9 protein-coding genes are annotated in these 23974 nt (G+C 74.7%); 1 reads left to right on the forward strand and 8 read right to left on the reverse strand.

Going from position 1 to position 23974, the window contains the following annotated elements; genetic code table 11:
- Positions 1-6: 6 nt before the first annotated feature.
- From K7854_RS32070 to K7854_RS32105, 8 genes are all read right to left on the reverse strand, one after another.
- Positions 7-15966 carry an SDR family NAD(P)-dependent oxidoreductase gene (locus tag K7854_RS32070; RefSeq protein ID WP_226030068.1) on the reverse strand — a complete coding sequence of 5320 codons (15960 nt, stop codon included), beginning with the start codon at positions 15964-15966 and terminating at the stop codon, positions 7-9.
- Positions 15953-17329 (reverse strand): methylaspartate mutase, encoded by a 1377-nt coding sequence (locus K7854_RS32075; RefSeq protein WP_226030069.1) that lies wholly within the window; start codon positions 17327-17329, stop codon positions 15953-15955. The genes K7854_RS32070 and K7854_RS32075 overlap by 14 nt, the downstream gene beginning before the upstream one ends.
- Positions 17326-17808, reverse strand: coding sequence for a cobalamin B12-binding domain-containing protein (locus K7854_RS32080; protein ID WP_226030070.1), 483 nt, complete (start codon positions 17806-17808; stop codon positions 17326-17328). The genes K7854_RS32075 and K7854_RS32080 overlap by 4 nt, the downstream gene beginning before the upstream one ends.
- A gap of 34 nt (positions 17809-17842) precedes the next feature.
- A complete protein-coding gene (locus K7854_RS32085; protein ID WP_226030071.1) occupies positions 17843-19057 on the reverse strand; it encodes a type III PLP-dependent enzyme domain-containing protein in 1215 nt (404 codons plus the stop codon).
- The gene (locus K7854_RS32090; RefSeq protein WP_226030072.1) at positions 19054-20565 is read right to left on the reverse strand and encodes an AMP-binding protein; all 1512 of its coding nucleotides are present in this window, start codon (positions 20563-20565) and stop codon (positions 19054-19056) included. The genes K7854_RS32085 and K7854_RS32090 overlap by 4 nt, the downstream gene beginning before the upstream one ends.
- The gene (locus K7854_RS32095) at positions 20562-20759 is read right to left on the reverse strand and encodes a ferredoxin (RefSeq protein WP_226030073.1); all 198 of its coding nucleotides are present in this window, start codon (positions 20757-20759) and stop codon (positions 20562-20564) included. Before K7854_RS32095 ends, K7854_RS32090 begins: the two co-directional genes overlap by 4 nt.
- A 13-nt stretch (positions 20760-20772) precedes the next feature.
- On the reverse strand, positions 20773-21987 hold the full coding sequence (locus tag K7854_RS32100; protein ID WP_226030074.1) for a cytochrome P450: 1215 nt from the start codon (positions 21985-21987) through the stop codon (positions 20773-20775).
- Between the two features lie 79 nt (positions 21988-22066).
- Positions 22067-23611: an AMP-binding protein gene (locus K7854_RS32105; protein WP_226030075.1), complete on the reverse strand. Its 1545-nt coding sequence runs from the start codon at positions 23609-23611 to the stop codon at positions 22067-22069.
- Positions 23612-23708: 97 nt separating this feature from the next.
- On the opposite strand from K7854_RS32105, the gene K7854_RS32110 reads away from it, so the two are divergent.
- Positions 23709-23957, forward strand: a complete 249-nt coding sequence (locus tag K7854_RS32110) for a phosphopantetheine-binding protein (RefSeq protein ID WP_226030076.1) — start codon at positions 23709-23711, stop codon at positions 23955-23957.
- The last annotated feature ends 17 nt before the right edge of the window (positions 23958-23974 follow it).

The following is a 23974-nucleotide window of genomic DNA, read 5'->3' on the forward strand; positions in this document are numbered from 1 at the left end:
TCCCCCTCAGTCGGCGTCCGCGGCCATGGCGGCACGCACCAGGTCCTCGACGCTCATCGTCTTGATCGCTTCGGTTCGGTCCTCTGCGGCCTGTCCGTCCTCGCCGGGTGTCTCCCCGGCGAGTTCGAGCAGGGTGTCGAGCAGTCCCGCCTCGCGCAGGCGCTCCACGGGAATGGCGTGGACGAGGCGGCGTACGTCCTCGTCGTCGCCGTCGGCGTCGGCGGGTGCCGGGGCCGGTTCGGCCGGGTCCGCGAGCGCGGGCTCCAGTTCGGCCAGCAGGAACTCCGCCAGGACGGCCGCGTTGGGGTAGTCGAACATCAGCGTGGCGGGCAGCCTCAGGCCGGTGATCGACTGCAGCCGGTTGCGCAGGTCGATCGCCGCGAGCGAGTCCAGGCCCAGCTCGGTGAAGCCCCGGTGCGGGTCGATGGCGCGGGCCTCGGTGTGCCGCACCGCGGCGACCTGTTCGCGGACCAGGTCGCGCACGGCCCGCTCGCGCTGTGCCGCGCCCAGTGGGGCGAGCTTCTTCTCCAGGGCCGCGGCACCGCCGCCGTCGGCCGGGGCGCTCTGGCCGAGTACGGTCCGGGCGATGGTCGGTGCCGCGGGGCGCAGCACCTCGCGCAGGAGCGGCGGAACCGGGACGGACGGGTCGAGCAGGGTGCTGTCGAGCAGCATCGGCACGGTGGCCGGCAGGCCGGAGGCGACGGCCTCGTCGAAGGCGGCACAGCCCTGTTCGTCGGTCATGGGGGGCATGCCCCGCGAGCCGAGCTGGGCCAGGTCGGCGTCGGAGACCCCGCCGCCCATGCCGGTCGCGGTCGCCCACAGGCCGAAGGCCAGGGAGGTCGCGGGCAGTCCCTGTGCGGCGCGGTGTGCGGCGAGCGCCTCGACGAAGCGGTTGGCCGTCGCGTAGTTGGCCTGTCCGGCGGCCACCAGGAGTCCGGCGACCGAGGAGAACAGGACGAATGCCGACAGCGGCCGGTCCCGGGTCAGTTCGTGCAGGTGCCAGGCGCCGTCGGCCTTGGGCTTGAGGACGGCGTCCACGCGGTCGGGGGTGAGGGCGCCGACGAGTCCGTTGTCCATGACGCCGGCGGCGTGCACGACGGCGGTCACCGGGTGGGCGTCCAGCAGGGCGGCGACCGCCGCGCGGTCCGAGACGTCGCAGGCCACGAGGGACACCTGGCAGCCCAGCGCGGTCAGTTCGGCCCGCAGTTCCGCGGCGCCCTCGGCCGCCGGGCCGCGCCGGGAGGTCAGGACGAGGGCGCCGACCTTGTGCTCGCGCGCCAGGTGGCGGGCCAGCAGGGCGCCCAGGCCGCTGGTGCCGCCGGTGACCAGCACGGTGTCCTCGGCGCCCCAGGGTGCGGTGCGCCCGCTCTCCTCGGCCACCGTGGTGAGCCGCGGCACACGGGCCTGGCTGCCGCGGACGGCGGCCTCCGGTTCCTCGGACCGGGCGAGGGCGGGCAGCAGGCGTGCGGCGCTCGCCGAGCCGTCGGTGTCGACCAGCAGGAACCTGCCGGGGTTCTCCTCCTGCGCGGAGCGCACCATGCCCCACAGTGCCGCCTGGACGAGGTCCGGCTGCTCCTCGGCGGTCACCGTGGCGGCCGAACGGGTGAGGATCATCAGCCGGGTCCGGTCGAGCCGCGGTTCGGCGAGCCAGCCCTGGAGGAGCGCGAGCAGCCGGTGCGCGCCGCCCCGCAGGGCCTCGGGGACGTCGCCGGGGGTGGCCGGGACCGGGTGGACGACCAGCTGTGGCGCGTCCTCGCCGCGGTCGAGCGCGGCGGTCAGGGCGGCCAGGTCCGCGTGGCGGGGCAGGGCGGGGTCCGTCCCCGGCGGTTCGGTGTCGCCGAGCACGGCCCAGCCGTCGGCGGCGGCCGACACGGCGCTGCCGAGCGGGAGCTGGTTCCAGCCCAGCCGGTACACGCTGTCGCTGTGCCGGGCGCCGACGTAGGCGTTGAGCGCGGCGTTGACCTTCTGCGCGGTCACCGGGAGGACCACCAGGGACTCCACGGTGGCGACCGGGGTGCCGGAGGGGTCGGAGAGCTCCAGGCGGACCGAGTCCGAACCGGCGCCGGAGGGGCCGGAGGCGGTGATCCGGACCCGGAGCCGGGCGGCGCCCACCGCGTGCACCGACACACCGGTCCACGCGAACGGCAGCTGGGTGCCGCCGACGTCCTGGGGGCGGCGGCCGTTCATGAAGTCGGTCGCGCTGAGCGCCGCGTCGAGGATCGAGGGGTGCAGCCGGAACCGCGCGGCCTCGCCGACGGCCTCGTCGGGCAGGGCCACCTCCGCGAAGGTCTCCTCGCCGCGCAGCCAGATGCCGCGCAGGCCCCGGAACATCGGGCCGTATCCGTACCCCTGGCTGGTCAGGTAGTCGTACACGTCGCTGATGTCGACCTCCTCGGCGTTCTCCGGGGGCCAGACGCCGGTGCCCACGCCGAAGGTCTCGGCCGCGGGCACGGGCACGCCCTCGACCGCGAGCACGCCGGTGGCGTGCAGCGTCCAGGGGATGTCGGGGGCCGCGTCCTCCATGCGCGAGTAGATCCTCAGGCTCCGTTCACCGGCGGCGTCCGCGGGGTCGACGACGGCCTGGATCTGGATGCCGCCGGACGGCGGGAGCGGCATGACCGCCTCGATGGTCAGCTCCTTGACCACGTCGCAGCCGACCTCCTCGCCGGCGCGAACGGCCAGTTCCACATAGCCGGTGCCGGGCATGAGGACCGTGCCGAGCGCGTCGTGGTCGGCCAGCCAGGCGTGGGTGCGCAGGGAGATCCGGCCGGTCAGCGTGACCGCCCCGGTGTCCGGGGAGACGACGACGCCGGCGAGCAGCGGGTGGCCCGCCAGCCGCAGGCCGACCGAGGCGGCGTCCGCCGCGTCCTCGGCGGGGCCCTCCAGCCAGTAGCGGGTGCGCTGGAAGGGGTAGGTGGGCAGGTCGACCCGGCGGGCGCCGGTGCCGGTGAGGACCGGGGACCAGTCGGCCGGGAGGCCGGCGGTGAACTGCTCGGCCAGCGAGGTCAGGAAGCGGTCCAGGCCGCCGTCGTCGCGGCGCAGCGTGCCGGACACGGTGGCGGTGCCGGCCCCGTCCGCCTCCACGCACTCCGCGAGGCCGACGGTGAGGACGGGGTGCGGGCTGATCTCCACGAAGGCGTCGTGCCCGGCTTCGAGGAGGGTGCGTACGGTCTCCTCGAACCGCACGGTCTGCCGCAGGTTGCGGTACCAGTAGGCGGCGTCCAGGCCTGCGGTGTCCAGGAGCCCGGCGGTCACGGTGGAGTGGAACGGCACCGTGCCGGCGCCGGGTGCCACGTCCGCGAGCTCGGCGAGCAGTTCCTGCTCGATCTCCTCCACGAACACCGAGTGCGAGGCGTAGTCGACGGGGATCCTGCGGTACCTGACCCCGTCGGCCTTCAGCCGCTGTCCGAACTCCTCCAGGGCCTGCTCGCCGCCCGCGACGACGGCCGAGCGCGGCCCGTTGACCGTGGCCAGCTCCAGCGTGCCCGCCCAGTCGGCGAGGCGTCCTGTCACCTCCTCGGCGGGCAGGGCGACGGACATCATCCCGCCCTTGCCCGCCAGCTTCCGGCGGATGAGGGCGCTGCGCAGCGCCACCACGCGGGCGCCGTCGCGCAGCGACAGGCCGCCGGCCACGCAGGCGGCGGCGATCTCGCCCTGCGAGTGGCCCACGACCGCGGCGGGTTCGACGCCGAAGGAGCGCCACAGCTCGGCGAGGGACACCATCACGGCCCACAGCACCGGCTGGACGACGTCCACATCGGTGAGGGGCGGCGCACCGGTGTCACCGCGCAGGACGGCGTACGGGTCCCAGGTGACGAATTCGGTGAGCACGTCGGCGCACTCGGCCATCCGGCGGGCGAACACCGGGGACTCGTCGAGCAGTTGTACGGCCATCCCGGCCCACTGCGAGCCCTGGCCGGGGAAGACGAACACCGGGCGGCTGCGGCCGGCCGCCGCCACCGACCGGACGACGGCGTCGTGCGGTTCGCCCGCGGCGAGCGCGGCCAGTGCCTCGTCCAGTGCGGCCGCGTCACGTGCGACGACGACCGCCCGGTGGTCGAACAGGCCACGGCCGGTGACGAGGGAGTGGGCCAGGTCCACCGGCTCGGCCGTGCCGAGCCGCGCGCGGAGCCGCTCCGCCTGGGCGGCCAGTGCCTGCGGGCTCTTCGCCGACAGCGGCACGGGCAGGGCCGGTGGGGCGAGGGGCGCACCGGTGCGGGGCTCGGGGGCGGCCGCCTCTTCCAGGACGACGTGGGCGTTGGTGCCGCTGAGCCCGAACGACGACACCGCGGCGCGGCGCGGCCGCCCGGTTTCCGGCCAGGGCCGTTCCTCGGTGAGCAGCCGGACGTCGCCGGAGTCCCAGTCGACCTGCGGGGTGGGCTCGTCGACGTGCAGGGTGCGGGGCAGGACGGCGTTGCGCAGTGCCATCACCATCTTGATGACACCGCCCACCCCGGCCGCGGCCTGGGCGTGCCCGATGTTCGACTTCAGCGAACCCAGCCACAGCGGCCGGTCCGCGGGCCGCTCCTGACCGTAGGTCGCCAGCAGCGCCTGCGCCTCGATCGGGTCGCCGAGCCGGGTGCCGGTGCCGTGCGCCTCGACGACGTCCACCTCGCCGGCGCCCACCCCGGCGGCGGCCAGCGCCTGCCGGATGACCCGCTGCTGGGCCGGACCGCTGGGCGCGGTCAGCCCGTTGGAGGCACCGTCCTGGTTGATCGCGGAACCCTTGACGACCGCGAGCACCTGGTGACCGTTGCGCCGCGCGTCCGACAGCCGCTCCAGCAGCAGCATGCCGACGCCCTCGGCGTACGCGGTGCCGTCGGCGGACGCGGAGAAGGCCTTGCACCGGCCGTCCGGGGACAGTCCGCGTTGCTGGCTGAGGTCGACGATCGGCTTCATGGTCGACATGACGGTGACGCCGCCGGCGAGCGCCATGGAGACCTCGCCCTGGCGCAGCGCCTGGCTCGCCATGTGCAGCGCGACCAGCGACGAGGAGCACGCGGTGTCCACGGTGACGCCCGGCCCCTCCAGACCGAGCAGGTAGGCGACGCGGCCCGAGGCGATGCTGCCGGCGCTGCCGTTGGCGAGGTAGCCCGCCAGGTCGTCGTCGACCTTACGGAACCGGGTGCCGTAGTCGTTGTACATGACACCGGCGTAGATGCCGGTGCGGCTGCCGCGCTGTCCGGCCGGGTCCAGACCCGCGACCTCGAACGCCTCCCACGCGGCCTCCAGCAGCAGGCGCTGCTGCGGGTCCATGGCCAGTGCCTCGCGCGGCATGATGCCGAAGAACTCGGGGTCGAAGTCGGCGGCGTCGTAAAGGAATCCGCCTGCCCGCACATAGGTGTGGCCGGGACGGCCGGGTTCGGGGTCGTGGGTGCCCGTGATGTCCCAGCCGCGGTCCTGCGGGAAGTCGGAGATGGCGTCCTGGCCGCGCCTGACCAGTTCCCACAGGTCGTCGGCGGACCGGACCCCGCCGGGGTAGCGGCAGCCGATGCCGACGATCGCGATCGGCTCGTCGGTGCCGACCGGGGCCGCGGCGGGTACCCGGGCCGCCTCGGCGACCGGGTCCGGGCCGCCCGCGAACTGCGCGGCGATGTGCTCGGCGATGGCCTGTGGGGTGGGGTGGTCGAAGACCAGGGTCGCCGGCAGTTGGAGGCCGGTCTCCGTGTTGAGCAGGTTGCGCAGCTCCACCGCGGCCAGCGAGTCGAAGCCCAGGTCGCGGAACGCCTTGGCGGGCTCGACCCGGTCGGCGCCGGCGTGCCCGAGGACCGTCGCGGCGTGACGGCGCACGAGGTCCAGCAGGAACCGCTCGTTCTCCGCGCCGGTGCGCCCGGCGAGCCGGTCCCGCAGGGAGCGTGCGGCGGCCCGGTCGGCGGTGCGGGCGACCCGGCGGGCACCGCCCTTGCCCAGGCCCCGCAGCAGGGCGGGCAGTTCGGTGCCGCGGGCGCCCAGTGCGGCCGGGTCGACGCGCAGGGGCACGGCGAGCGCGGTGTCGGCCGCCAGTGCGGCGTCGAACAGGGCCAGTGCCTGCTCGACCGTGAGGGCGGGCAGGCCGAGGCGGCGCATCCGTTCGAGGTCCGCGTCGGTGAGCGCGCCGCCGAGCCCGGTGTCCAGGGCCCACATGCCGTAGGCCAGCGCGGTCGCGGGCAGTCCCGCGGCCCGCCGGTCGAGCGCGAGGGCGTCCAGGAAGACGTTCGCGGCGGCGTATCCGCCCTGTCCCTCGGCGAGGACGAGACCGCCGGCCGAGGACAGCAGGACGAACGCGGCCAGCTCCAGGTCCCGGGTCAGCTCGTGCAGGTGCCAGGCGCCGTCCGCCTTGGGTGCCAGTACGGCGTCCAGACGCGCGTCGGTCAGGGTGCCGACGAGCCCGGCGTCGGCGACCCCGGCGGCGTGCACGACCGCGGTGAGCGGCCGGTCCGCGGGAACCCCGGCGAGCAGCCCGGCGAGGGCCGCGCGGTCCCCGACGTCGCACGCGGCGACGTCGACCTGCGCGCCCAGCGCGGTCAGCTCGTCCCGGAGCGCGCCGGCGCCCGGGGTGTCCGGACCGCGCCGCCCGGTCAGCAGCAGCCGCCGGACCCCGTGCCGGGTCACCAGGTGGCGGGCGATCAGCGCGCCGAGCCCACCGAGCCCGCCGGTGACCAGGACGGTGCCGTCCGGGTCCCAGTCGACGGGCGGGGCGGACCGCTCCGCGGTGACCAGCCTCGGGATCCACCACTCCCCGCCGCGCAGGGCGATCTCCGGCTCGCCGCAGCCGGCCGCGGCAACCAGGTCCGCGTCCGGGGTGTCCCGGTCGTCGGTGTCGACGAGCACGAACCGGCCGGGGTGCTCGGCCTGCGCAGCCCGCACCAGGCCCCACACCGGCGCCTGGGTGAGGTCGGGGCGCTCTCCGTCGGCGACGGCGACGGCCCGGTGTGTGACGATCGCGACCGGCGCGCCCGCGGGCCCGGACAGCCGGTCCCTCAGCTCGGCCAGGACCGCGGCGGCGACGGAGCGCACCGCGTCGGGCAGCGCGCCGTCCCCGGCGGGCACGTGGAGGACCTCCACCTCGCCCGGCGCCGGGGCGGCACTGTGCCTGCGCCAGCCCACCGTGCGCAGCGGCTCACCGGTCCGCGGCCGGCTCGCCGCGAGACGGTCGGCGGACACCGGACGGGATGTGAGGGAGGCGACGAAGGCGACGGGCTGTCCCTCCGTGTCCGCCACGGCTATCTCGGAGACCTCCTCGCCCCGGATCGGCCGGATCCGCACCCGCAGGGCGTCCGCACCGGCCGCGTACAGGGCGACACCGTTCCAGGAGAAGGGCAGCAGCGTGTCCTCGCCGCCGCCGAGCAGGTCGGCGTGCATGGCCGCGTCGAGCAGCGCCGGGTGCAGCCCGTACCGCGGGGCGTCGGACCGGGCGGCCCCGTCGAGCGCGACCTCGGCGTACACGTCCTGCCCGTGCCGCCAGGCGGCCTTGAGCCCCTGGAACGCCGGACCGTAGTGGTAACCCCGGTCGCGCAGCCGCTCGTAGGCCTCGCTCACGTCGACGGCCTCCGCTCCGGCGGGCGGCCACTGCGCCAGGTCGAAGGCGGCCGGTGCCGTGTCGGCGGCGAGCAGTCCGCTCGCGTGCCGGACCCAGCCGTCGGCGTCCCGGGAGTGCACGGTGACCGGCCGGGACCCGTCGGCGCCGGCGGGCCCGACGACGACCCGGACCGGCACGCCGCCCTGCCGGGGGAGGATCAGCGGCGCCTGCAGGGTCAGTTCGGTCAGCCCACCGCAGCCCGCCTCGTCGGCGGCGCGCAGCGCCAGCTCCACGAAGGCCGTGCCCGGGAGGAGGACGTCGCCGAGCACCTCGTGGTCGGCGACCCAGGGCTGCGTACCGGCCGACAGCCGGCCGCTCAGCACCAGTTCCCCCGAGTCCGGGGAGAGCACGGCCGCGCTCAGCACGGGGTGGTCGACACCGTCGACACCCAAGGTCCCGAGGTCACCGACGCCGGCCGGCACGTCGATCCAGTACCGCTCGTGCTGGAAGGCGTAGGTGGGCAGCTCCACCCGCCGCGCCCCGGTGCCCGCGTAGAACGCGGCCCAGTCCACGGCGACACCCAGGGCATGCACCCGGCCCAGGGCGCCCACCGCCTCCAGCACCTCGTCACGGTCGCGTCGTGAGGCGGCCACCGCCGTGCACACCTCACCCGTCAAGGGCGCCAGCACCGCATCCGGCCCCAACTCCACCGCCGACACCACACCCCGACGGCCCAACTCCACCACCGCGTCGGCGAAACGCACCGTGGCACGGACCTGGCCCACCCAGTACGCCGGATCGGTGAGATCGGCGTCGGGCGCGACGGTGGAAGCGATCGACAACCGCGGCTCGCTGTAGGTGAGTTCGCGGGCGACCGCCTCGAAGTCGGCCAGCATCGGCTCCATCAGCGGGGAGTGGAAGGCGTGGGAGACCCGCAGACGCCGGGTGCGACGGTCGGCGAACTGCTCCGCCACCGCAAGAACGGCCTTCTCCTCACCCGACAACACCACCGAGCCCGGCGCGTTGACCGCCGCCAACGACACCTCATCGCCCAGGTGCGGTGCGACCTCGTCTTCGGTGGCTTCGACCGCGACCATCGCACCACCCTCGGGCAATGCGTCCATCAACCGGCCCCGCGCCGCCACCAGACGCGCCGCATCCTCCAACGACCACACCCCGGCCACATACGCAGCCGTCAGCTCACCGATCGAGTGACCCACCAGCACATCCGGCGTGACACCCCACGACTCCCACAGGCGGAACAGGGCGCTCTCGAACGCGAACAACGCAGCCTGCGTGAACACCGTCCGCTCCAGCAACCCCGCGTCCTCACCCCACACCACCTCCCGCAACGGACGCTCCAGATACCGATCCAGCTCCACCACCGCGGCATCGAACGCCTCCGCGAACACCGGGAACGACGCGTACAACTCCCGGCCCATCCCCAGCCGCTGCGCACCCTGACCCGAGAACAGGAACGCCGTCCTGCCCTCCCGGACGGGGCCCGTGGCCGTGCCGAGCGTGTCCAGCGCGGTCAGCAGGTGGTCCCGGCTCGTGCCGACGACGACCGCCCGGTGCTCCAGCGCGGCGCGGGTCGTGGCCAGGGACAGGCCGATGTCCGCCGGGTGCAGTTCCGGCCGCTCCTCGACGTAGGACCGCAGCCGCCGGGCCTGTGCCCGCAGCGCCTCGGGGGTGGCGCCGGAGACCGGCCAGGCCACCGGGTGGGCCGGCGCGGGACGTTCGGTGGACGTGGGTGTGGCATCGTCCGCGGGCGGCGCCTGTTCGAGGAGCACATGGGCGTTGGTGCCGCTGATGCCGAACGAGGACACGCCCGCGCGCCGCGGACGGTCCCCGGCCGCCCACTCCCGCGCCTCGGTCAGCAGGCGCACCTCGCCCGCCGACCAGTCCACCTGCTCCGACGGCTCGTCGGCGTGCAGCGTCCGGGGCAGGACACCGTGCCGCATGGCCATCACCATCTTGATGACCCCGCCCACACCGGCGGCGGCCTGGGCGTGCCCGATGTTCGACTTGAGCGAACCCAGCCACAGCGGCCGGTCCTCGGTGCGGTTCTGCCCGTAGACCTCCAGGAGCGCCTGGGCCTCGATCGGGTCGCCGAGCGTGGTGCCGGTGCCGTGGCCCTCCACCGCGTCGACGTCGGTGGCGCCGAGGCCGGCGTCGGCGAGCGCCTGCCGGATCACGCGCTGCTGCGCCGTCCCGTTGGGTGCGGTGAGCCCGTTGGAGGCGCCGTCCTGGTTGATCGCCGAACCCTTGACCACCGCCAGTACCCGGTGGCCGTTGCGGCGGGCGTCGGAGAGGCGCTCCAGAACGAGCACGCCGACGCCTTCGGACCAGCCGGTGCCGTCGGCGTCCGCGCCGAACGACTTGCAGCGGCCGTCGGCGGCGAGGCCGCCCTGTCTGCTCATGTCGACGAAGGTGTCCGGTGTGGACATCACGGTCACACCACCGGCCAGGGCCAGCCCGCACTCGCCACGGGCCAGCGCACGGGCCGCCCAGTGCAGGGCGACCAGCGAGGAGGAGCAGGCGGTGTCCACGGTGACGGCGGGGCCTTCGAGGCCGAGGGCGTAGGCGACCCGGCCGGAGACGACGCTGGCGAGGCTGCCGTTGCCGTGGTAGGCGGCGAGGTCCTCGGGCAGCGGGCCCAGGCGCAGGCCCCAGTCGTGGTACATGACGCCGGCGAACACTCCGGTGTCGCTGCCCTTCACCGAGGCCGGGTCGATCCCGGAGCGTTCGAAGGCCTCCCAGGCGGTCTCCAGCAGCAGGCGCTGCTGGGGGTCCATGGCCTGCGCCTCGCGCGGCCCGATGCGGAAGAAGGCCGGGTCGAACTCGGCGGCGCCGTCGAGGAATCCGCCCTCGCGGGCGAGGCTCTTGCCCGGGGTGCCCGGCTTGTCGTCGTACAGGTCGGTGGGCCAGCCGCGGTCCGTGGGGAAGGGGGTGACGGCGTCGGCGCCGGCCGCAACCAGCCGCCACAGGTCGTCGGGCGACTCGACGCCGCCCGGGTAGCGGCAGGCCATGCCGATGATGGCAACGGGTTCGGAGGGGTCGACCGGGCCGGTGGCGCGGGCGGTGGTGGCCTCGGTGACGCCGAGCTTGGCGGCGAGATGGGCGGCCAGCGCGGCGGGGGTCGGGTGGTCGAAGGTCAGGGTCGCGCCGAGGCGGAGGCCGGTGGCGGTGTTCAGGCGGTTGCGCAGTTCGACGGAGGCGAGGGAGTCGAAGCCGGACTCGGAGAAGGCGCGTGCCGGGCTGATCGCGGAGCCGTCCGGGTGGCCGAGGACGACGGCGGTCTCGGCGCGGACCAGGTCGAGCAGGGAGTCCGGGGTGAACTCGGCGGGCCCGGGCCGGGTGGCGGGTGCCGTCGCGGCCCGGCGGCGCGGGCGGCCGGTGGTGTCCCGCAGCAGGGCCGGGGCGTCGTCGCCGTGGCGGGCGCTCCGGTCGAGGCGTACCGGTACGACGGCCGGGGCGGTGCCCGCCGCGGTGCGGTCCAGCAGGGCGAGGTTGTCCTCGACGCCGAGCGGGACGAGGCCGGTCCTGGCGATGCGGGCGAGTGCCGTGCGGTCCAGCCCGGCGGCCATGCCGTCGGCTCCGGCCCATGGGCCCCAGGCCAGGGAGACGGCGGGCAGGCCGTCGGCGCGGCGCCGCTCGGCCAGGGCGTCCAGGAAGGCGTTGGCGGCGGCGTAGTTGGCTTGTCCGGCGCCGTCGAGGAGGGCGGCCGTGGAGGAGAACAGGACGAACGCCGACAGGTCGTGGCCGCGGGTGAGTTCGTGCAGGTTCCAGGCGCCGTCGATCTTGGGGCGCAGCACGCTCTCGAGGCGCTCGGGGGTGAGGGTGTCGAGGAGCCCGTCGTCGAGCGTGCCGGCGGCGTGGACGACGGCCGTCACCGGGTGGTCCGCCAGCAGCTCCGCCAATGCCTCGCGGTCGGCGACGTCCACGGCCGCGACCGTCACGTCGGCGCCGAGCGCGGTCAGTTCCTCGCGCAGGGCGGTGCCGCCGCCGCGGCGGCCGATCAGCAGCAGCCTGCGGACGCCGTGGGCGGCGACGAGGTGCCGGGCGAGGTGTCCGCCGAGGCCGCCGGTGCCGCCGGTGATCAGGACGTGGGAGTGCGGGCCCCACGGGGTCTCGGCCTCCGGTTGCCGCAGGGGGGCGAGACGCGGTACGAGGATCCGGCCGTCGCGGATGGCCGCCTCGGGTTCCCCGGCGGCGACCACGGCGGCCAGCAGGGCGTCGGTGTCGGGGGTGTCGGCGTCGACGTCCACGAGCACGAACCGGCCGGGGTGTTCGGCCTGCGCGGCGCGCACCAGGCCCCACACCGGTGCCTGTGCGGGGTCGGCGCCGGTGCCGTCCGTGTCGACCGCTGCCCGGGTGACGACGACGAGCGGTCCGTTCTCCGGGCGGTCCTGGAGCGCGGCGAGCGTGCGGTGGAGGATGTGCCTGGCCCGCTCCGGTACGGAGCCCCGGGCCGGGGCGGTCCGGTGCACCGTGTGCGCGGTGTGGCCGGGTGCCACCGGGCCGACGGGCCGCCACCGCACGTGGTGGAGGTCGCGGCCGGTGCCGCGCAGCGACCGCAGGCCCGCTTCGGGCAGTTCCCTGACGAGGTAGGAGCCGACGGTCGCCACGGGCTGCCCGGTTTCGTCGGCCAGGGTGAGGGCCACCTCGTCGGTGCCGGACGGGGTGATGCGGACCCGCAGCCCGGTCGCCCCGGTGGCGTGCAGGGCGACGCGGTTCCAGGCGAACGGCAGCCTGGTGCGGCCCGGTTCGGCGGGTGGGGCGGCGAAGTCGGTGGCGTGCAGGACCGCGTCGAGCAGCGCCGGGTGCAGGCCGTATCCGGTCGGGTCGGCGGCGGGCGCGGTCACCTCGGCGTACACCTCGGTGCCGCGGCGCCACACGGCGCGCAGGCCGCGGAAAGCGGGGCCGTAGTCGTAGCCCTGGGCGGCGAGTTCGCGGTAGAGGCCGGTTGTGTCGACGGGTTCGGCGTCGGTGGGCGGCCACACCGCGAAGGTCTCGGTGTGCTGTTCGGCCACGGCCACGGCGTCGGGCGCGAGGACGCCGCCCGCGTGCCGGGTCCAGGCCTCGTCGGGGCCGTCCGGACGCGCGTGGAAGTCGACCGTCCGGCGTCCGCCGCCGTCGGCGGCGCCGACGACGATCTGGAGTGCGATGCCGCCGTCGGCGGGTACCGCGAGCGGGGACTCCAGGGTGAGTTCCTCCACGCCGGCGCAGCCCACGCGGTCGGCGGCGTGCAGGGCGAGGTCGAGGAAGGCGGTGCCGGGCAGCAGGGCCGTCCCGGCGATGACGTGGTCCTCCAGCCAGGGGTGTGAGCGCAGGGTGATCCGGCCGGTGAAGACCGCCTGTCCGCTGCCCGCCAGTTCGACGGACGAGCCGAGCAGGGCGTGCCCGGCGGGGTCGAGACCGATCCGCGCCGGGTTCTCGGGCGTGACGGGGTCGAGCCAGTACCGGCGGCGCTGGAACGCGTAGGTGGGCAGCTCGACGCGGTGTGCGGGGCGGCCGGAGAAGAAGGCGTGCCAGTCGACGGCGGCGCCCTGGGCGTGGGCGGCGGCGACGGCGTGGACCACCGCGCGCCGTTCGTCGCGGTCGGCGCGCAGGAGCGGAACGAACGCGGTGTCCTGGCCGTCCCCGGTGCTCTCGCCGCCCAGTGAGGACAGCACGGGGTCGGGACCCAGTTCGAGGTAGGTGCCCACGCCCCGGTCGGCCAGCCAGCGCAGGCCGTCGTGGAAGCGGACGGTGCGCCGTACGTGCTCGACCCAGTACTCGGGGCTGCTCATGGTGTCGGGGCCGACGGGGCGGCCGGTGACGTTGGAGACGATCGGGATCCGCGGCGCCGCGTAGCTCATGAGCGAGGCGATGCTGCGGAACTCGGCGAGCGCGGGTTCCATCAGCGGCGAGTGGAAGGCGTGGCTGACGTTCAGCCGGCGGGTCTTGCGGCCGAGGGCGGCCAGCCGTGCGGCCGACTCGGTGACGGCGTCCTCGGGGCCGGAAAGGACGACGGAGTCGGGCCCGTTGACGGCGGCGACGGCCGTGTCGGGGCCGAGGAGCGGCAGGACCTCCTCCTCGGTGGCGCGTACGGCGATCATGGCGCCGCCGGCCGGGAGTTCCTGCATGAGCCGTCCGCGCGCGGCGACGAGTGTGGCGGCGTCCTCCAGGGAGAGCACTCCGGCGACGTGGGCGGCGGTCAGCTCGCCGATGGAGTGGCCGGTGAGGTAGTCGGGCCGCATGCCCCAGGAGGCGAGCAGCCGGTAGAGGGCCGTCTCCAGGGCGAACAGGGCGCACTGTGCGTAGGCGGTCCCGTGCAGCAGTTCCGCCTCGGGGCTGCCCTCGGCGGCCCACATGACGTCCTTCAGCGGCCGGTCAAGCTGGAGGTCGAGGTGTGCGCAGGCCTCTTCGAGCGCGTCGGCGAAGACGGGGTGGGCCGCGGCGAGCCCGCGTCCCATGCCGGTGCGCTGGCTGCCCTGGCCGGTGAACAGGTAGGCCGTCCTCGGTGCGGTTCCGTCGCCGCGGAGGAGGCCTGGGGCGGTGTCGCCCGCGGCGAGCGCGGTCAGTCCGGCGGTCAGTTCGGCGGTGCCGTCGGCGACGACGACGGCCCGGTGGCGCAGTGCGGACCGGGTGGTGGCCAGCGCGTGGGCGATGTCGGCGGGGGCGCCGGTGACGTCGAGGAGGCGTGCGGCCTGGGCGCGCAGGGCGTTGTCGTCGTGTGCGCCGATCACGAACGGCAGGGGCCCGGCCGGGGCCGCTTCGGCGGGGGCCGGGGGGTCCTGTTCCGTCTCTTCCCTGGGCGGCTCCTCCAGGATCACGTGCGCGTTGGTGCCGCTCACGCCGAAGGACGACACGCCGGAGCGGCGCGGCCGGTCCCCGCGCGGCCACGGCACCGTGTCGGTGAGCAGCCGTACCGTGCCCCGGGTCCAGTCGACGCGGCTGGTGGGCCGGTCGACGTGGAGGGTGCGCGGGAGCACTCCGTTGGCCAGGGCCTGGACCATCTTGATGACGCCGGCGGCACCGGCGGCGGCCTGGGTGTGCCCGATGTTCGACTTCAGGGAGCCCAGCCACAGCGGCCGGTCCTCGGGCCGTGCGTGTCCGTAGGTGGCCAGCAGGGCCTGGATCTCGATCGGGTCACCGAGGGTGGTGCCGGTGCCGTGGCCTTCGACGGCGTCGACGTCCTCGGGGCGCAGCCCGGCGTCGGCGAGCGCCTGGCGGATGACCCGCTGCTGGGCGGCTCCGTTGGGTGCGGTGAGCCCGTTGGAGGCGCCGTCCTGGTTGACCGCGCTGCCGCGGACGACGGCGAGGACGGGGTGTCCGTTGCGGCGGGCGTCGCCGAGCCGTTCGAGGACGAGGACGCCGACGCCCTCGGCGAAGCCGGTGCCGTCGGCCGACTCCGCGAAGGCCTTCACGGTGCCGTCGGGGGCGAGGCCGCGCTGGCGGCTGAAGGCGGTGAAGGTGCCGGGCCCGCCCATGACGGCCACACCGCCGGCGAGGGCCAGCGTGGACTCGCCGCGGCGCAGGGACTGCACCCCGAGGTGGAGGGCGACCAGGGAGCCGGAGCAGGCGGTGTCGACGGTCAGCGCGGGCCCTTCGAGGCCAAGCGTGTAGGCGACGCGTCCGGACAGGACGCTGGGGGTGTTGCCGGTCAGGAGGTAGCCGTCCAGGCCGTCGGGGGCCTCGAAGAGGCGTACTCCGTACTCCTGCGGCTCGGCGCCGATGAAGACGGCGGAGCGGGTGCCGCGCAGCGAGGTCGGGGGGATGCCCGCGCGCTCCAGCGCCTCCCAGGAGGTCTCCAAGACGAGCCGCTGCTGCGGGTCCATGGCGGTGGCCTCGCGCGGGCCGATGCCGAAGAAGTCGGCGTCGAACTCGGCGGCGTCGGGCAGGAAGCCGCCCTTGGTCACGTAGCTGGTGCCGGGGTCGTCGGGGTCGTCGGAGAACAGCCGGTCCGTGTCCCAGCCGCGGTCGGTGGGGAAGTCGGTGAGGACGTGCACGCCGTCGGCGGCCAGCCGCCACAGTTCTTCGGGGCCCGCGGCGCCGCCGGGGTAGCGGCAGCCGATGCCGACGATGGCGATCGGCTCGTCCGTGGCCTCGGCCGGGCGGGCGGGGGCGTCGGCGGCGGCCGGGCGCCGGGTCAGGCCCAGTACGTCGGTGCGCAGGTGCGCGGTGAGCGCGGCGACCGTCGGGTGGTCGAACACCGTCGTCAGGGGCAGGGCCAGGCCGGTGGCGGCGTTGAGGCGGGAGTGCAGGTCGACGGTGCCCAGCGAGTCCAGGCCCAGCCGGCGGAAGGGCGTCTCGGGGTCGACGGGGACCGTCTCTCCGGTGGCCTTGCGCAGCGCGGCGGCGACCTGGGCGGTCACCAGCCCGGCCAGCAGGTGCTCCTGCTCCGCGGCGGGGGCGTCGGCGAGCTGCCGGGCGAGCCCGCGTCCGTCGAGTTCGAAAGAGGGGCTGTCAAACTGCGTCATCCGCGGGCTCCACGCTTCGTTCACTGGACGGGTTCAGGGCCGAGGGGTCGGGTGCGTCGTCGAACTTCCTGCGCATGTACAGGAGGTCGGACTGCAGGCTGGTCGAGGTCACGTGCCGGGTCCGGTCGGTGCGCACCAGGCGGCCCAGGGGCAGCGCCCCGGGGTCGGCCCAGCGCAGCCGTCCGTCGCCGTCTATGTAGCTGCGGGTGCGGCCCCGGTTGTCGGGGTGCACGCAGTAGGGCACGTCGAGGTATCCGTGGGTGAAGGCCGTGAGCAGCGCCGTGCCGACGTCCGGGTGCAGGTTCAGGACGGCGTCGACGAGGGCGGCGGCCTCGGCGTAGGTCTGCGAGTCGGCGGGTCCGAGGGGGTCGCGGCGGTGCGGCAGGGCCGCCCGTGCGGCGAACTCCAGGGCGTCGACGTTCTCCTGGACGGTAGGGATGCGGCGGGACTCGGCGACGGTCTTCACGATCAGCCGTTCCGCGCCGGACCGCACCGCCAGCCGTACGGCCTCCGCCAGCAGGCCGTAGGCGCCGGTGCGGGTGGTCGGGTACAGGCCCATGTAGGCGTACACGACCACGTGCCAGGTGGGTTCGGGCAGCAGTTCCCCGCACAGGCGGCGCAGCGCCGCGACGGCCTCGCGGTCCTGCTCGGGGTCGGTCTGCTGGGCGTAGCTGACCGAGATGCTGCGGACTCCGGACTGCCGGAAGAAGAGGGCCTCCAGCACGCTCACCGCCACCAGGAGGCTGGGTGGGCAGAGCTGGCCCAGCAGGGCCCCGCCGAAGGTCTCCAGGTGCGGTTCCACCCCGTGTTCGCGCAGCGCGGCGAACCGCCCGACGCTCTCGCGCCAGTTGGCCACCGACTCCGCCAGGGGCGTACGGCCGTAGGGCAGGCAGTAGGAGACGGGGCCGCCCTCGCTGGCGTTGAGGCGGGCGGCGACGAGCGCGGTGAAGATGTCCTGGGGGGCGGCGGAGCCGTGCCGGACCTGGACGGGGAAGTCCGGTCCGTGGACGCCGTGGAGCACCCCCGCGGTGACCTCGGTGCCGTAGGCGACGAGCGGGTAGCCGTTGAGGGGGCCGCCGGAGCCGAGCACCTCGGCGAGGGCGGCGTGGTCGCCGAGTCTGGTGTAGCTGTCCAGGGTGAGCGTGCCGACGGTGACGGCCGCGGCGGCCCGGGTGGCGAGCAGGCCGGCGCGCATCTGCCCGGGGTCGCCGAAGCCCATGCGGGGCTGCATCACGAGGGTGCCCTGGGCGCCCCGGACCCGGACGAACTCGCCGAAGTCAACGGGAGCGTCGGGTGCGGCGGGGGTGCCGGTGCCCGGCCGGGGCGCCGGGGGCGGGGCCGGGCGGACGGGTTCACGGGTCACCGCGGGCCCGCCAGCTCGGGCGTCCGGCGCTGCCCGGCCTCCAGGTAGCGCTTCAGGTCCGCGGCGCCGCCGCCAGCGAAGACGGCGTCGAACCCGGCCCGGTACAGGTCGGCCGGCTGCCGGTCCCGTTCCTCGGGGGACTCGGACACGCCCAGCAGCCCGCCGATGACCATGACGGTCCGCTCCAGTTCGGGGCGGGCCCGCAGCTTGGTGACGACCCGCAGCCCGTCGGAGTAGCCGTGCCCGTTGACGCTGCTGACCACGAGCATCGTCGGGTCGCGCCGCACGCACTCCGCCACGAGGAGTTCGTCGGGCACGCACGGCCCGAGGTTGACCACGTCGTAGCCCGCCTCCTCCAGCAGCAGCTGGAGGAAGACCAGGTTCCAGGTGTGGGCGTCGGAGGCGACGGTGCTGACGATCACGGTGCCGCCCGGCGTGACGGTGCGGGCGCGCGGCTGAAGGCTGTCGGACTGGATCACTCTCGGTGCTCCCGGTGGGTTCGCCGAAGACGGGTCACTGATGAACCCGCTGGTAGTCGATCCGCGACACCGACACCACGTCGCTGCCGCGCACCACCACCTCCAGCGGGGCGGGCCTGCCGAGGAAGGCGAGCAGGCTGGCGGACGGGCCGTAGGCGCCGGTGTTGGGCACGGTGACGATGTCACCGGGCGCCAGGGCGGGAAGCTCGATCTCGCGGCCGAGTACGTCGCCCGGGGTGCACAGCGGACCGACCAGGCTGGCCCGTTCGACCGGGTCGCCGTCGGCCGGTTCGACGGCCACGGGCAGCAGCCGGCCCAGGCCGGACAGGCCGCCGAAGACGTTGATGCCGCCGTCGAGGATGACGAACTTGCGTCCGCGGCTGGTCTTGACGTTGCTGACGCCGAGCAGGAGGGTGCCGGCGCACGCGGTGAGGAAGCGGCCGGACTCGAAGGCGACGGTCGGGGCGCCGTCCCGCCAGCCGGGGAAGGACAGGTCGAGCGCCGCCTCCAGTTCCGCCCTGAGCTTCGGGTAGCTGCCGCGCCCGCCGGGGATGCCGTAGGGGGCGGCGAATCCGCCGCCGATGTCGAGGAGTTCGATGTCGAGCGCGAGTTCGCGCCGGAGTTCGGCGGCCTGGGCGAGGGTCTGCCGGAACTCCTCGGTCAGGCTGGCCTCGTCACTGGCGTTGCTGAGCGGGAAGAAGTGCAGGCCGCTGATCCGGGCGCCGGGCAGGTCCCGCAGCAGCGGGAGGATGCTGGGCAGTTCCTCGGCGTCGAAGCCGAACTGGGAGGGCCGGCCGGTCATCCGGATGCCGGTCGGGGCGGCGGCGTCGACGGCGTTCACCCGCAGCAGGCAGTCGGCGCGCACGCCGTGGCCCGCGGCGACCTCGGCGACGCGCCGGACGTCGGTGACGGAGTCGGTGGAGAACCTGCGCACTCCGGCGGCGACGGCCGTGCCGATCTCCGCGGCGGTCTTGCCCGGCCCGGTGTAGAGGCAGTCCGCGGCGTCGAACCCGGCCGCCAGCGCCGCCGCCAGCTCACCGCTGGAGCTGATCTCGGCGCGGCAGCCCCGGCCGCCGGCGCGCAGTTCGCGGGCCAGGTCGGGGTGCGGGTTGGCCTTGAGCGCGTAGTACAGCTCGGTGCGCTCGGGCAGCGCGTCGAGCAGCTCGGTCCGGGCGGTGGCGACTTCCTGGAGGTCGTAGACGTACAGGGGCGTGCCGAAGCGTTCGGCCAGCTCGGCGTACCGGCTCATGAGCGGTCCCCCCTGAGCGTCTCGGCCAGCTCGCGGCGGGCGTTCTTTCCGTGCTGGGTGAGCGGTATGGCGTCCAGCACCCGGCAGGACGCCGGCACCTTGGCGGGTTCCAGCCGGGCGGCCAGCTCCCGCAGCACGGCGTGCGGCTGGACCTCGCCCTCCACGAAGATCACCAGGTCGTGGCCGTCTTCCGGCGGGATCGCGACGGCCGCGCGGATCCCGGGCACGTCCAGCGCCGCCGCCTCGATCTCGACGGTGCTCATCCGGATGCCCTTGCGCTTGAACATGTCGTCGCGCCGGCCCTCGAAGTAGAGGTGTCCGTCCGCGCCGAGGTGACCGTAGTCGCCGGTGTGCAGGCGCGGTTGCCCGGTGTCGGGGTCGGGGCGGAAGGTGCGGGCCGTCTGCTCGGTGTCCCGCCAGTAGCCCGGCATGACGTGCGGCCCGGTGACCACGATCTCGCCGACCTCGCCGTCGGGCAGCGCCCGCCCGTCCGCGTCCAGGATCAGCACGCGGGTGCCGGGCAGCGGCACGCCGACCGACCCGGGGTGCTCCCGGTCCTCCCGCGGCGGGACGATGGACACGCGTTTGCACTCGGTCTGGCCGTACTGGCGGACCACCCGCACGCCGGGGAACAGCTCGCGCAGCTCCGCCACGGTCTTCGCGGGCAGGGCCGCGCCCGTGTTGGTGAACATCCGCACCGGCGGCAGCGCCCGGGGGTCGCGGCGCGCCAGCGAGACGATCATCTGGGCCAGCGAGGGCACGATGGGTACGACGGTGGCGCCGGTCTCGCGCATGCGGCGCAGCAGGAGCAGGTCCGACTCCTCGTCGGCCAGGACCAGTTCGCTGCGGCCCAGGCAGGCCAGCAGCACCTTGTACAGGCCGTAGTCCCAGGAGAGCGGGAAGCGGCAGAAGACGACGTCGTCGGGCCGGTAGTCCAGTACCTCGACGATGGCGCGGGAGGCGAAGACGATCTGTGCGTGCGGGCAGATCACCGCCTTGGGAGCCGCGGTGCTGCCGGAGGTGTAGACGAGGACGGCGACGTCCTCGGGAACGGTCCCCGCCGCCGGCGGTTCGACGCCGCTGTCGGCGAGCGCGGTGACCTCCGGCCACAGCTCGGCCAGTTCGTGCACCGGGACGGAGGAGATGCCGCGCAGCCGGCCGGCGCGCTCGCCCGCCGAGACGATCAGCGCCGGCTCGGCGTTGGCGAGCACCGACTCCAGGTGGAAGCGTTTCATCCCCGGGTTGAGCGGCACGAAGACGACGCCTCGCAAGGCGGCGCCGTAGAACAGCGCCACCAGCTCGCGGGTGCTGGGCAGCTGGACCACCAGGCGGTCGCCGCGGCGCACGCCCCGGGCGTCCAGCCAGGCACCGAAGCCGCGGGCCAGGTCGGCCAGGCGTGCGTAGCTCCACGCGCCCCCGGCGTCGCGGACGGCGGTGGCGTCGCCCGCCTTCGCGGCGCTCTCGGCCAGCAGTTCGGCGACGAGCCCGGACGTCACGGTGGTCGTCATTCCGAACTCACCCGGATGGCCTGGGCGGGGCACATGCTGACCGCCCGCCTGACCACGCCGACCAGCGCGGACTCCGGCCGGTCGGTCACCAGCCGCACCAGCCCCTCCTCCTCGTCCTGCTCGAACACGGCGGGCACCGTGCTGGCGCAGGCTCCCGCTCCGACACAGCGGTCCCGGTCGGCGTTCAGTCGCATGGGGTGTCCTTCGTTACCAGGTGACGGGCAGGGCTTCGACACCGCGGATGGCGGCGTTCTTGAACTTCACGTCGTCCAGGTCGATGGCGAGACGCAGGTCGGGGATGCGGCGGAAGAGCGTGCCGAGCACGATGCCGAGCTGCATCTTGACGACCAGGTGGCCGATGCACTGGTGGATGCCCGTGCCGAAGGCGACGTGGTTGTTGGGCGAGCGGGTGATGTCGATGCGCCCGGGGTCGGTGAACACCTCCGGGTCGTGGTTGGCGGCCAGGATCGAGGCGACGACTCCCTCGCCCTTGCGCAGCACCACGTCGCCCAGCTCGATGTCCTCCAGCACGACCCGGGAGGTGCCGGCGTCGGAGACGCTGAAGTAGCGGAGCATCTCGTCGGCCGCCGACGCGTCCAGCGACGGGTCGGCCTTGAGCAGGGCCAGCTGCTCGGGGTTGCGCAGCAGCGCCAGCACACTGAGCGTGATCATGTTGGCGCTGGTCTCGTGGGAGCCCGCGATCAGCGAACGCGCGAGGTTGAGCACGTCGCGGTCGCTGACCAGCTTCTCCTCGTTGTTGCGGGCGATGAGCCGGCTGAGCAGGTCGTCCTCGGGGTGCTCGGTCTTCTGGGCGATCAGCTTCTCGAGGTGGCCCACCACGGTGATCTCGGCCTGGGCGTGCTGCTCGGGCGTGGTGTCGGTGCCGATCAGCAGGGTGATCCACTCGTGGTAGATGTGCCGGTCGGCCGGCGGGATGCCCAGCAGCTCGCACATGGCCTGGGAGGGCATCGGCAGGGACAGCTCGGCCATCAGGTCGACCGGGCCGCCCTTCTCCAGCAGCCGGTCCACGTACTCGTCGGCGATCTGCTGGGTGCGCTCGCGCATGCCCTCGATGCGCCGGTAGGTGAACTCCGGTGTGAGCAGCCGGCGGTGGACGGTGTGGTCGGGGGCGTCCAGGTGGAAGATGGTCCGGGGCACCGACCGCAGCAGCTCCAGCGGCACCGGGATCTGCCGCGGGTAGTTGTCGGCGTACATGTCGGCGCTGACGCGGGGGTCGCGGATCAGCTCGCGGTAGTGGTCGTAGCGGGTGACCAGCCACGCCTCCTGTCCGGTGACGCTCATCCGGATCCTGGAGATCGGCTCCCGTTCGCGCAATTCCGCGTACAGCTCGGGCGGGCCCAGCGGGTCGGCCCGCTGCATCGGAAAGGCCGGATATTCGGCGGCCGTTTCCTGAATCGCCATTTCCGTCATCATCCACCTCGATTTTCTGCAATCGCTCTTGGAACGGCACCCTAGGGAGAGCTACGCCGGGGAGGCACCCCTAGCCGACCCCTATGCCGTGGGCGGCGCTCGCGGCCAGTGCCCGGCGGTCGATTTTCCGATTGGAATTCAGCGGGAACTGCGAAACCTGCCGGAAGTGCTTGGGCACCAGAGCGTGCGGAAGGACCTCGCCCAGCTTTCCCGCCAGTTCGGCGGCGGGCCGGGCGTCGCCGGTGTAGAAGGCGTACAGCTCGGTTCCCCTCGGACCGGCCGCGGCCACGACGACGGCGTCCTCGACCGCGCCGCTGGACCGCAGCGCGTGCTCGATCTCGGCGACCTCCACCCGCCAGCCCTGGATCTGCACCTGCGAGTCCAGCCGCCCCAGGTAGATCAGTTCGCCGTCGTCGAGGCGCCGGACGCGGTCACCGGTCCGGTACCAGGTGCGACCTCGGTGGTGCAGGAACCGTCCCGCGTCGTCGGCGGGGTCCAGGTAGCCGGGCGTCATCTGCGGGCCGCTGACGCACAGTTCGCCCTCGTCGGCGACGGGCCGGCCGTCGGGGCCCAGCAGGAGGTGGTCGTGGCCGTCGTGGACCGCGCCGATCGGCACCAGGCCGTTCACGCAGCGTCCCGGGGACCGCCGCGGGTCCCAACGGTGGCCGGTGACGGTGACGGTCAGCTCGGTGGGTCCGTACAGGTTCTCCACCCGGGAGGCGGGCGCGGCCCGGAGCCAGTCCTCGACGTCGTCGGCGCGCAGCGCCTCCCCGGCGAAGAAGCTCCAGCGCAGCCCGTGCAGCGCCCCGGGTGCCAGGGCGCGCATCCGCCGCAGCAGGGCGATCGCGCTCGGCGTGGAGAACCACACCGACATCCCCGTCTCCTTGGCGAACCCCGGCAGTTCCCGGTAGGCGTGCGCGGGCACCGGCCGCACCGTCGCACCGGCCCCCCAGGCGCAGAACAGGTCGAACAGGGCGCAGTCGAAGTTCAGGTCGAAGGTCTGCGAGAAGACGTCGTCGGGGGTGAAGTCGTAGCGCCGGTCGAGGACGTCGAAGTAGTGGGCGGTGCTCCGGTGCGTGACCGGGACGCCTTTGGGCCGGCCGGTCGAGCCGGAGGTGAACAGGATCGTCGCGACGTCCTCCCCGGCGACCGGGCGGGGCTCGGCCAGGGCCAGGTTCCGGCTCGGCCGCAGCTGCCGCAGCGGCCCGGCGTCCCGGCCGGGCGCCAGGACGGGCACCCCCGGGTCGCGGGGCAGCGCCCGCAGCGCGGCCAGGCCCTGGTCGTCGGCGACGACCGCAGAGACACCGGCGTCCCGGAGCATCCGCTCGGTGCGCACGGCCGGGAACCCGGGGTGCAGCGGGACCACCGCCGCGCCCGCGTACAGCGCGGCGAGCATCCCGGCGTAGGCCTCGGTGCCCTTCGCGGCGAGGACCCCGACGGCGCGCGGCGGCTCGGGGGCCGCCGACAGCAGCGTGCCCGCCCACGTCAGGGCCAGCTCGTGGGCGTCCTGGTAGGTGAGGGCCGTGGTGTCCGTGTGCACGGCCGTGCGCCCCGGGGACAGTTCCAGGCCGCGCCGGAAGCGTTCGTGGAGGCCGGGACGGATGGGTGCGCTCACTGGTCGCTCCAAGGGATAGGGGGCGGTAAGGGTTGCCCGCGGCGGGGGCGCCCGGCTGCGATGAGGGCGTCAGACAGGTCACGGATGCGGAGCCGACATGTGGGATGAACAGTTCGAGCAGATCCTGCGCAACTACCTGCCGTTCCTCGGCACGGACGAGCAGCTCGCCGCCGACGCCGAGCTGCGCGACCTCGGCCTGGACTCGCTCGGGAAGGTGGAGCTGCTGAACTCGATGGAGGACTCCTACCGGGTGCGGTTCACCGAGGACGCCCTGACGCCGGCCACCTTCGCCACGCCCGCCTCGCTGTGGGGCGCGCTGGAGGAGCTGCGGCCGCGGGTCGCCTGACCCGTCCGGCGGACGGG

It is taken from the genome of Streptomyces hyderabadensis (assembly GCF_020404845.1).
Taxonomy (GTDB): domain Bacteria; phylum Actinomycetota; class Actinomycetes; order Streptomycetales; family Streptomycetaceae; genus Streptomyces; species Streptomyces hyderabadensis.

Bases quoted from the DNA above. Each gene is read 5' to 3' on its own strand.
- K7854_RS32070 (WP_226030068.1), bottom strand. From the start codon at position 15,966: ATGACGCAGTTTGACAGCCCCTCTTTCGAACTCGACGGACGCGGGCTC.
- K7854_RS32095 (WP_226030073.1), bottom strand. From the start codon at position 20,759: ATGCGACTGAACGCCGACCGGGACCGCTGTGTCGGAGCGGGAGCCTGC.
- K7854_RS32090 (WP_226030072.1), bottom strand. From the start codon at position 20,565: ATGACGACCACCGTGACGTCCGGGCTCGTCGCCGAACTGCTGGCCGAG.
- K7854_RS32100 (WP_226030074.1), bottom strand. From the start codon at position 21,987: ATGGCGATTCAGGAAACGGCCGCCGAATATCCGGCCTTTCCGATGCAG.
- K7854_RS32085 (WP_226030071.1), bottom strand. From the start codon at position 19,057: ATGAGCCGGTACGCCGAGCTGGCCGAACGCTTCGGCACGCCCCTGTAC.
- K7854_RS32110 (WP_226030076.1), top strand. From the start codon at position 23,709: ATGTGGGATGAACAGTTCGAGCAGATCCTGCGCAACTACCTGCCGTTC.